Genomic DNA, 10,154 nt, shown 5'->3' with positions numbered 1-10,154 from the left:
CCATTACTGCACTGACCTCCTCTCTATATTCTTTTACAATTGAGCAGAAATCTGACTTTCCAGTGCTGTGAGTCCAAGAGCCAGAGCACCACATAATCCCGCCTGTTGGCCTAGACCTGGTGGAACGATATACTCATCTATGTGTTCTAAAATAGTACTTGAGCTAACATAACCGTTCAGGTTTTGAAGCACGGCCTGCCGAATAAGTGGAAACAATTGTGATTGCTGCATAACACCACCACCCAGAATGATTTTCTGAGGAGAGTTAAGCAATATAGCACCCGTAATCGACTGCGCAATATAAAATGCTTCCATTTCCCATGCAAGGTGATCTATAGGAAGTTCATGTCCCTTCTTCCCCCACCTTGCTTCAATAGCAGGACCTGCCGCCATCCCTTCTAGGCAGTCCCCATGATAGGGACATCCCCCTGGGAATTCATCTTCAGGATGGCGTCTTGTAAGAACATGCCCCCCTTCAGGATGCACAAGACCATGAATAAGTTTGCCTTCTGAATACACTCCCACACCAACACCCGTGCCAACTGTATAGTATAAACAGCTGGATAACCCTTGGGCAGCGCCCCATTTGGCTTCACCAAATGCCGCTGCATTGACGTCCGTGTCCCAGCCAAAGGGAACCGAAAAGTATCTTTTCAAAGTGCCCAGCATATCGTAATTTCCCCAACCTGGTTTTGGTGTTGTTGTAACGTAACCATACGTCGGGCTATCTGGGCGTATATCGATTGGACCAAACGATCCAATTCCGATAGCTTCTACTGGTTTGTCTTGAAAATATTGAATAACTTTGGGCAACGTCAACTCAGGATGTTCTGTAGGGAAACTGATCTGATCTTCAATGGTCCCATTTTCATTCCCGATGCCACATATAAACTTCGTCCCGCCAGCTTCAATCGCTCCTATACGCATATACAAGACTCCTCTCGGTGACTAATTCTTGTCTTGCTCAGCAGAGAGAGTAAGCTCATAGATATCCAGGGAAATCAGCAAGTCATTCTCATTTTCTGCAAACACAGCAATACCTTTAGATTCTAGTCCAGGGAATATAAGATCCGTAATTACTGCCTGACCTCCATTACTAAACACCTCAACGGAAGAGCAATCCACATAAATACGGAGATCATTTGACTCATCAAGCGCTGCGAGTTTGGCTGAATGATGTCCTACGAAATGTTCATGGAAATCATGCTGGCCCGAAGCCTTCCGGTCTACATAAAGTTCCTCTGTGTCACCGTTGATACCGATCACTGTTTGTTCATCCGCACCAATTCTTACTTTGAAACCTACAGATTTACCCCGAGTGAACTCAGCTATAATCTCATAAGATTCCAAGCGAATCTCTTTAAGAAGAGTATTGATTTCTTGCACCGTTGCATTTTTTATAGAAAGGACTTGTACACGAGCTGATTCCAACTCTTGTACCGGCTTCTGCACAAGAAAAGTTCCCCCTTGTCTTGATTCGAGCTGAAGTTCTCTTGCAATTGTCATCGCACCACGGAATTCTTCTGCTGGCGTCTTGTTAGCATACATCCAGTTGCTCATCCAGCCGATAAATAGTCTTCTTCCATCCTCAGCCGGTATATCGGACCAGCTTACACCTGCATAGTTATCTCTTCCATAATCAAGCCAGCGAATTTTAATCGAATCTTCATCTGGCGTGAACACTTCTCCATCAAAATCCCCTGTAAAATACTGTGTTCTTGATCCTTCCACAAAAGCGGGATCCGCACCGATGCTCACTAGCATCACCCATTTCGTGTTCGAAGGATCGCCATCAATGGCCAGCGGGAACAAGTCCGGGCATTCCCATACCCCGTCATGAGAACCGATTCCTTCTCCGAATTCACTGGCAAATGTCCAGTTCATCAGATCAGGAGAATGATATAGACACACCGTTTGACCACAAGCTACAATCATCACCCATTTATTAGTATCTTTATTCCAAAATACTTTCGGGTCACGGAAATCAATGAATGTATCATGTTCAAGTACCGGATTCCCATCATATTTCGTCCAGGTTCTTCCGTTATCTTTACTATAGGCCAAGCTTTGACGCTGAATGGCTGGCTTGCCTTCCGGCATATCCAAATGGTGTGTAAAAATTGCTACTAGACCTGGTTTATCTTCAAAAAATCCAGTCGTATTGTTCCAGTCGACTACGGCACTGCCGGAAAAAATCATACCTAATTCATCTGGAGCAAGAGCGATAGGCAGCTCCTCCCATGTAACAAGATCCTTACTGACCGCATGGCCCCAGTGCATAGCGCCCATAGTCATTCCACCTGGATGGTGCTGAAAAAACAAATGATATTCATCCTCAAAATAAACCATTCCGTTTGGATCATTCATCCACTTTTCCTTAGGGGAAAAATGATACACTCCGCGGTAATTTTGTTTCGCAATCGTAGACATTATTGTTTTCTCCTTTACTCCCGAACACGGTCTTTACCGTATATTATTTATAGTTTATTATTTGCTTGCTCTGTCATAGCCGCCTTGTTTAATTTCAAGCCATTCTTGCAAGCCCAGACGGTCCAATTCTTTCAGGTATTCATCCCACTGCGCTTCAACTTTACCATTTTGGTACCATTCAGTACGCATTCTAAGCACGTAGGCAAAAAGATCCGTCTCAATTGTCGTTAGGCGATCAAGCTCTTGAATGGAGTGGAATACACTCGGCATTACGTTTTCTGCTTTCATTTTTGGCGCCATGATGTTCTTGATAATATCCATTCTGCCTTTAGCATCATCCGGCATGGTTGTGAATTTGCCATAATAGGAATCAAGGATAGCTAATGGTCCACCGACACTTGTTTTCTCACGTAGTTCTACAGGAGCTGCACCCTCCAGCGGCAAATGCTTCAGCATTTCTTTTTCTTTATCAAATTCGAAGATATTTTGCTGTTTATCGTCTCCATACGTTCCCCAGTTGTTCTGTACAGATTGAATCGGATCGTAGAGTTGATCAACCCATTTCGCTGTCGTTTCTAAGTTCTTATTGGCGCTAGTAACAACCATCTTGCCTCTGCCCAAACCAAGCGCGTTCGTTCTTGTTACGTTAACTTCACCATCTGGTCCAGCAAGCGGAGGCATAACCTCGTAAGTGTCATTTGCTCCAGTGATATTGGCTTTATCCCATGAGAAGTAAAGTCCGTATCTCTGATCCTTCCCTTTTGCAAGGTAAGTACTCCAGTCCTGTGTATAGGCTTCAATATCAATGAGTCCTTCTTTATACAGCTCGTTAATAAAAGAAACGGCTTCTTTGTAGTCATCTTGTGACGCCGTAAATATTACCTTTCCATCATTGCTCACAACCGCATGGTCAGGGTTCTCACCCAATCCGAACGAAGCAAATAGGAAAACCAGATCTTCTGCTCCAGGCTTGTTAATAAAGGACAGAGGAATTTCGTCAGCCTTACCGTTGCCATTTGGATCTTTTGTCTTGAATGCAATTAATACTTCTTTTAATTCTTCTGTTGTTGTAGGCATATCAAGGCCCAGCTTCTCAAGCCATTCCACATTGATCCAAGGCATACTGTCTACCGCCTGGATTCTTTCCTTGCCATTGCCCAGCTCTTCGATCCACGGAAAGGCATAAATATTACCGTCTGGTGCCGTAATCATACTCTTGTATTCCGGGGCTTCTTCCAGCACCTTTTTGAAGTTGGGCATATTGTTCTCGATGAGATCATTCAGCGGAATAATGGCACCGTCTTTAGCAAGCTTGAGCAGCTCATAGTCGCTATAGTCCGCATTAAAAATCGCATCAGGAAGATCACCGCTTGCCACAGCCAAGTTTCTTTTTTCAACAAATACGTCTTTCGTGAAATTCTTCCAATTAATATGAACATTCGTCTTTTCTTCAAGACGCTTATTAATCAGTTTTTCATTTGGATCAACTGGTGCAAGTGGAGAGCTTTGCGTAATAAAGTTCAAAGTTACTTTACCGCTGGCGTCCTGTTCTTTACTAGCCGCACTTCCCCCTCCTCCTCCGCCACCGCATGCAGTAAGGAACATAAACGAAGCAAGTACAGATGCAGAAGCTACTTTCGTTGATACTCTTGATTTCTTAATTCTTTTCATAGGGTATGACCTCCAAATTATTAGATATGAATGAATTAATCTTTATCTATGTGCAGCCTGTTTCCTACTTAAGGGAACCGACCATAACACCTTTTTCAAAGTACTTCTGGAAGAACGGATACATAACAATAAGTGGCAAACTGGAAACAACGATGGCAGCGTACTTGATGATTTCAGACAATCGTTTCATTTCCGCCATGGCGAGTTGATCGCTGATCATGCCCGGATCTACCTGATTCTGGATCAAGATGGAACGCAACACGAGCTGCAGTGGATGAAGATTCGGATTATCTAAATAGATCATCGCGTCAAAATAGGAATTCCATTGGCCCACAAAGGCATAAAGAGCGAGCACGAAAACAATCGGTTTGGAGAGCGGTAATACGACACTGAAGAAAATCCGCATCTCCGAAGCTCCGTCTACATTAGCGGCTTCCTTCATTTCATTCGGTACTCCTTTGAAGAAAGTTCTAGAGAGAATGATGTTCCATACATTAACTGCCCCTGGAATAATCACCGCCCAGACTGTATCAAGCAGACCAAGATTCTTAACGAGCAGATAGGTTGGTATAAGCCCACCCCCAAAGAACATGGTGATAATAAACAAGGTCATGAAGAATCCTTTTCCTTTGAGCCTGTCATCAGACAGTGCGTACCCTGCACAGATAGAGACGAGAACGGTAAGCATAGCAAATGAAACAGAGTATAAAACAGAGTTTCCAAAACCTCGGATCATGGCCGGATTAGAAAGAATTTTTATATACCCTTCTAATGACCAATCCGAAAGGTTGAATGATAATCCTTTACTGAGCAGAACTGATGGATCCATAAAAGATGCAATCACTACATAAATCAAAGGAAGTACAATGATAAGTACGGCCAGTGTCAGGAAGATCGCGTTAAGCACGACGATAAAGCGATCTAATCCGGAATGTTTAATGGGCATAGCTTGTTGCTCCTTTCTTAGTAAAGACCTTCGCCCTCATTCAGTTTCTTCACGGTGAAGTTAACGGTGATGAGCAGGACGATGTTGATGATAGAGTTAAACAATCCTACTGCGGCTGAATAGGCATAATCGCCCGACTGCAAACCAATTTTATAAACGTAAGTCGGAATGATTTCTGAGGTTGGCAAGTTCATCGCCGTTTGCATGAGATAGGCTTTTTCGAAGCCAATGGACATAATCCCACCAGCTGCAAGGATAAATACAATAGCCATAATTGGACGAATGGTTGGCAAATCGATATGGCGGATTCTTTGTAGAAGATTAGCGCCGTCAAGATTGGCTGCATTATGTAACTCAGGATCGACATTAGCAAGCGCTGCTACATAAATAATGGATGCCCAACCGGCTCCGGTCCAAATATCGGACAGAATGTAGATCGAACGGAAGTACTCCGGACGAGACATGAACATGATTGGTTCACCTGTAAGCCAGGTAAAAAACTGGTTAATCGGTCCCGTTGGGGACAAGAAGATAAACAACATCCCGACCACAACGACAACAGAAATAAAGTTAGGTGCATACAAGAACAACTGAATGTTCTTTTTGACGCCTGCACGGCGAATTTGATTTAACATCAACGCAAGCAGGATAGGAATTGGAAAACTCAGAATTAATCCGAAGAAACTTAATTTAAGCGTATTCATAAAGATAACTTCGAAGTTGGGGGATGACAGGAATTTCTCGAAGTTGTACAAGCCTACCCATTCACTTCCCATAATCCCTTTGATTGGGCTGAAATCTTTAAAGGCGATAATCGCACCATACATAGGACCGTATTTAAAAATCAGGGTCAGGATCACAGCTGGTGCGAGCAAAATATAAAGAAAGTAGTACTTCTTTAGATAGTCTAGTAAGGAGCTCTTATGTTTGGTCACCATTGTTCTGTGTTCAGCTTCTATTAGGTTTTGCAATGCCTTTACCTCCGTTCTTATCAATGTTTATATCTTGATGCAGTAAGGGCTTTCAATTGGCTTATGTCCTGCTGCTTTTACAATTTACCAAACACTTAATCGTTCGTCAATACATTTTGTAAAAATATTTATGTGCATATGACAAAGCATTATGTTCATAAATGATGCATATAATTTTACATAATTACAAATACAGCCAATTTAAATAGGATTATATACTTTAAAGTCAACATATTCTCATGAAGATGAAAAGAATAATACCTTTTTTGCACACTTATACGCCGATAAAATGTAAACTAAATTGTGCATTTGTAAATATCATATTGCTATTTTGAGTAAACTAATATACATTAAAGAGAGTTGGGATCATGCCAAATAGTACACTATTTGTGGCGAAGGTTAAGAACAAGAATATAGAGGTGAATTACATAGATGGCCAGGGAAAAAGTAACCATACAAGACATCGCGGATGCTTTAGGAATCTCCAGAAATACAGCTTCCAAAGCCTTAAATGGAACGAATGGTATACCTGATGAAACTAGAAACAAGGTTATAAAGAAAGCGATAGAGTTAAAATATAAACAATTTGCTTTTATGGACACCGAGAGTGTTCAACCAAGAAACTCTGGAAATATCGCTTTATTAACAGAAAACTTACCTAACACTTCCCACTTTGGATCGAAACTGATCAGTGGCATGGAGAAACGAATCAGTGCAGAAGGATATAATTTATCCATGCACATTATAAGAGACATTGATCAGGCGTCCCTGTCTCTTCCAAATAATTTTGATGTCGCCAATGTAGACGGAATTATTTGTATTGAGTTGTTCAATTCGGAATATAGTAAGCTGATTACAAGTCTTGGCATTCCAACTATTTTCATCGACTGTTCTGCAGATATCTGCTACCCTGAATTCCAAGCGGATGTACTTCTCATGGAAAACGAACATAGCACATATCAACTTACAAAAAAGTTAATTGATGGCGGTTACACATCACTGGGGTTCATCGGGGACTATAATCACTGTAGGAGCTTTAATGAAAGATGGGTGGGCTTTAATCGCGCATTGATAGAATCTGGCATCCAGCTTGATCTCTCACAATGTATTCTCGATGACGATCGACTATTTTTTTCGAATCCGGAGTGGGCAGATACTAGGCTGAGTCAAATCAATGAGCTTCCTTCTGCTTTCGTGTGTGCTAACGATTATATTGCGGTTACCTTTATGAAGTCACTCAAAAACATGCTTTCCATTCCTAATGACATCGTCATTTGTGGTTTTGATAATGGTCCTGAATCAAACATTGTTGAACCCCATCTCACTACTGTTCATATTTATAGTAATCAGATGGGTGTCAAAGCAGCCGAAATGCTACTTTCCCGAATTCATGATCCGAAGCAACCCTATCAGGTTTCTCATATTTATACCAAACTCATCATAAGAGACTCTACACCTAATATCAGTTGATGAATTTAAAAAGAACCCAAGCGATTAAAAATTCCGTCGCTGGGGTTCTTTTTTTTCGTTGAATTGTTCCAATTACAATATCCTGTATATATAATCGCCCACAATTAGTTTATGGAAGGATTGTATTCTTCATAGGATAGAACAATATGCTCTCGTTTTAGCAGACAATGCTCTATGATCGCCTTACGTTTCGCTTTCAGGACAATTTGTTCAATATCAGCAAAACTGCAACCGGAAAGACGTTCGCATGCCTCCTCCATCAACCCAGCTTCACTTTCAAAGTCATTAATTAACAGTTCAACATATTGACGCCTACTTGATTCATCCGGGTTGGAATAAATCATTTTTGTATCAAACCTTCGCCAAATAGCTCTATCCAGTTCATTTTCTAGGTTCGTCGCTGCTACAAAAATGCTATTGTCACCAAAATCATCGAGACATTGCAGCAGTGTATTCACCGCACGGGCCATTTCTTTAACCTCGTCATTACTCTCCCGTGTTCTTGCAATGGCATCAAACTCATCCAGGAAAAGAACACAAGGAGATGCTTTGGCATACTCAAATATTTTCCGGATATTACTTCCAGTCTCACCCAAATGGCTGTGAATAATTGCATCAAGTCTAACCAGGATAAGTGGAAGCTCCAGCATTTGCGCCATATAAAATGCCGTAAGTGTTTTCCCTGTGCCCGGTGGACCATACATAACCACTTTATTGGGAATGGGAACTTGATGTTCTTCAAATCTTCCCCTCATACCTAAGATCGTAATGAATTCTTCGACAATCTTTCGATTCATATCGGGTAGGACGAGATGTCTAACCTTTTTGGCACATTCTTTGGGCGTATAATAGGTACCCATATCAATCCCTTTTGCTCTGGGTAGACGTTGATTGTTGCTGCTTTTGTTCATTATTTATTAAAGCTCCTTTAAAATGGTTATTTTCAAGAAATCCAAAAGATCCTTTCTGAATCCAGTTCAACCTGCTCTAATTGCCGCTCGAAGTCCTCGTGAGGAACGATAGAGCCGGCTTGTGACCATTCATTATGCACAAATCAATTCAACTTCCAAATTATATTTATTCGTAATTATTACGATTTAAAATATCATACTTTCTTTTTGTTTATAATGTCAACCAGTAGCACAAAAAAGAGCCTTATAGTTCCAAGGCTCTTTCGGGGTATATCTATTAAATCGTCCATCCAGGCAAAGCAGAGGTTCCAGCATCCTGCCTTCACATATTGTAAGTCCTGGCTAGCTTGGACTTAGCTCTGAGCCGGGTGAATTCCTTAGTTACCAGGATTACCGTCCACACTACAACCACAGAATCAATCACAAGCGAACCCCAATATACTCCGGAGACGCCTAACCATCTTGGCAAAACAAGCATCACTGGCACATAAAAAACAAGTTGTCTGGTGATGCCGATAACGGCCGCCGGCTTCCCTTTATTAATCGCAGGGAAAAAGGTCATGGCCATAAAAATGAGCGACAATAACGGCAGAACCGCCATGTTCAACCGGAAATATAACATTTCGCTGGTTTTAAAGATTTGATCCGGCAGCATTAGTCCCAGAATGGAAGCCGGCGAGATCATGGAAATTATCCAGAAAGGCAAAGTCAGCAGCATGGAGACGAGTGTGAATATTTTATAGGCTTTGATGGCGCGCTCATACTGTTCTGCTCCAAAATTAATGCCGATGACTGGCTGCAAGGCGCGCATTAATCCGAATATCGGCGTCAACAGGAAGGTGAATACACGGAAAACCACACCATAAAATGCAATATCTGCTGTAGTCCCGTATCTCGACAGTGCATTAAATACTACAACAGCCTGTACCAGATTCATAAAGTTCATAATGAAAGAGGACATTCCCAGTCCAACTATGGATTTGATTGTGGCAGCATCCCGATAGATTGCAAAGACATTCGTTCGGAATGAGGCAAATCCTTTGCCAAAATAAATCCATCCCAGCAAGGTGTAGACCAGCATCCCGATATTTGTAGCCCAGGCAGCACCCTCTACTCCAAAATCCAGCCAGGCTACCAGAATATAATTGGACAATACATCAACTGCCAGTCCAATGCCCATTACCACGGCTGCCGATTTCATTTTCCCTTCGGCACGCACAATCATGTTGGCAGCCAGTCCATAAATCCAGAAAAATGAACCGATCACCGTAATTCTAAAATAGCTGTCTCCAAGAGCCAGAGTTTCCCCTTCTCCTCCCATAATTCGCACCAGCTGTGTGGAGAAAAGTAAACCTAACACCATATAGACAAGCGTTACAAGGATGGACAGATAATTAACATTCCCCATCAAACGTTTCTGCATTTCTTTGTCCTGCCTGCCGAGGGCTAAACTTAAAGCAGAACCGGCACCCACCCCGATCAAGGAGCCCAGTCCCAAGCTGATCTGGGTTAAAGGATAAGCTACCGAAACCCCAGCCAGTGCTTCCTCTCCGACAAACCTTCCCACAAATACAGCGGCAATAACCGCATTTAAGCCATAGAGAACCATTGCGATGATAGCGGGCCATGATAACTGGACCATAATATTCCATAGATTACCGTTGAGAATAAAATGCGTCTGCTTGTCTTTGCTGTTGTTTATCTGTGTTACAGTGTTCATAATGTGGATTTTCTCTCCTTCTTTTGACTGAATAT

The 10,154-nt window shown here is 42.0% G+C and carries 8 protein-coding genes; 1 reads left to right on the top strand and 7 read right to left on the bottom strand.

Going from position 1 to position 10,154, the window contains the following annotated elements:
- Nucleotides 1–33: 33 nt before the first annotated feature.
- The 5 genes from NSQ66_RS07210 to NSQ66_RS07190 all read right to left on the bottom strand — a co-directional run bounded on the left by NSQ66_RS07210 (nucleotide 34) and on the right by NSQ66_RS07190 (nucleotide 5,985).
- Nucleotides 34–927 carry an ROK family protein gene (locus NSQ66_RS07210; protein ID WP_076141173.1) on the bottom strand — a complete coding sequence of 298 codons (894 nt, stop codon included), beginning with the start codon at nucleotides 925–927 and terminating at the stop codon, nucleotides 34–36.
- Nucleotides 928–948: 21 nt separating this feature from the next.
- Nucleotides 949–2,430, bottom strand: coding sequence for a glycoside hydrolase family 32 protein (locus tag NSQ66_RS07205; RefSeq protein ID WP_076141172.1), 1,482 nt, complete (start codon nucleotides 2,428–2,430; stop codon nucleotides 949–951).
- Between the two features lie 57 nt (nucleotides 2,431–2,487).
- Nucleotides 2,488–4,101 carry an ABC transporter substrate-binding protein gene (locus NSQ66_RS07200; protein ID WP_051490876.1) on the bottom strand — a complete coding sequence of 538 codons (1,614 nt, stop codon included), beginning with the start codon at nucleotides 4,099–4,101 and terminating at the stop codon, nucleotides 2,488–2,490.
- A 64-nt stretch (nucleotides 4,102–4,165) separates the two neighbouring features.
- On the bottom strand, nucleotides 4,166–5,047 hold the full coding sequence (locus tag NSQ66_RS07195) for a carbohydrate ABC transporter permease (protein ID WP_036675818.1): 882 nt from the start codon (nucleotides 5,045–5,047) through the stop codon (nucleotides 4,166–4,168).
- Between the two features lie 17 nt (nucleotides 5,048–5,064).
- Complete coding sequence (locus NSQ66_RS07190; RefSeq protein WP_051490892.1) at nucleotides 5,065–5,985, bottom strand: ABC transporter permease subunit; 921 nt, start codon at nucleotides 5,983–5,985, stop codon at nucleotides 5,065–5,067.
- 465 nt (nucleotides 5,986–6,450) lie between these two features.
- Between NSQ66_RS07190 and NSQ66_RS07185 the strand changes: the two genes are divergently transcribed.
- Nucleotides 6,451–7,488: a LacI family DNA-binding transcriptional regulator gene (locus NSQ66_RS07185; protein ID WP_036675820.1), complete on the top strand. Its 1,038-nt coding sequence runs from the start codon at nucleotides 6,451–6,453 to the stop codon at nucleotides 7,486–7,488.
- Nucleotides 7,489–7,592: 104 nt separating this feature from the next.
- Here NSQ66_RS07185 and NSQ66_RS07180 read toward each other — a convergent pair whose 3' ends face one another.
- Together NSQ66_RS07180 and NSQ66_RS07175 are read right to left on the bottom strand one after the other, a co-directional pair.
- On the bottom strand, nucleotides 7,593–8,399 hold the full coding sequence (locus NSQ66_RS07180; protein WP_170914189.1) for an ATP-binding protein: 807 nt from the start codon (nucleotides 8,397–8,399) through the stop codon (nucleotides 7,593–7,595).
- A gap of 322 nt (nucleotides 8,400–8,721) precedes the next feature.
- Nucleotides 8,722–10,119, bottom strand: a complete 1,398-nt coding sequence (locus tag NSQ66_RS07175) for an MATE family efflux transporter (protein ID WP_038569377.1) — start codon at nucleotides 10,117–10,119, stop codon at nucleotides 8,722–8,724.
- Between the last annotated feature and the right edge of the window lie 35 nt (nucleotides 10,120–10,154).

Origin of the sequence: Paenibacillus sp. FSL H3-0329 (assembly GCF_037963285.1) — a bacterium.
Taxonomy (GTDB): Bacteria; Bacillota; Bacilli; order Paenibacillales; family Paenibacillaceae; genus Paenibacillus_AQ; species Paenibacillus_AQ odorifer.
The sequence above is the reverse complement of the archived record's forward strand: the minus strand, read 5'-3'. Positions and strand labels throughout refer to the sequence as shown.

Bases quoted from the DNA above. Each gene is read 5' to 3' on its own strand.
- NSQ66_RS07175 (WP_038569377.1), bottom strand. From the start codon at position 10,119: ATGAACACTGTAACACAGATAAACAACAGCAAAGACAAGCAGACGCAT.
- NSQ66_RS07190 (WP_051490892.1), bottom strand. From the start codon at position 5,985: ATGGTGACCAAACATAAGAGCTCCTTACTAGACTATCTAAAGAAGTAC.
- NSQ66_RS07200 (WP_051490876.1), bottom strand. From the start codon at position 4,101: ATGAAAAGAATTAAGAAATCAAGAGTATCAACGAAAGTAGCTTCTGCA.
- NSQ66_RS07180 (WP_170914189.1), bottom strand. From the start codon at position 8,399: ATGAACAAAAGCAGCAACAATCAACGTCTACCCAGAGCAAAAGGGATT.
- NSQ66_RS07195 (WP_036675818.1), bottom strand. From the start codon at position 5,047: ATGCCCATTAAACATTCCGGATTAGATCGCTTTATCGTCGTGCTTAAC.
- NSQ66_RS07185 (WP_036675820.1), top strand. From the start codon at position 6,451: ATGGCCAGGGAAAAAGTAACCATACAAGACATCGCGGATGCTTTAGGA.
- NSQ66_RS07210 (WP_076141173.1), bottom strand. From the start codon at position 927: ATGCGTATAGGAGCGATTGAAGCTGGCGGGACGAAGTTTATATGTGGC.
- NSQ66_RS07205 (WP_076141172.1), bottom strand. From the start codon at position 2,430: ATGTCTACGATTGCGAAACAAAATTACCGCGGAGTGTATCATTTTTCC.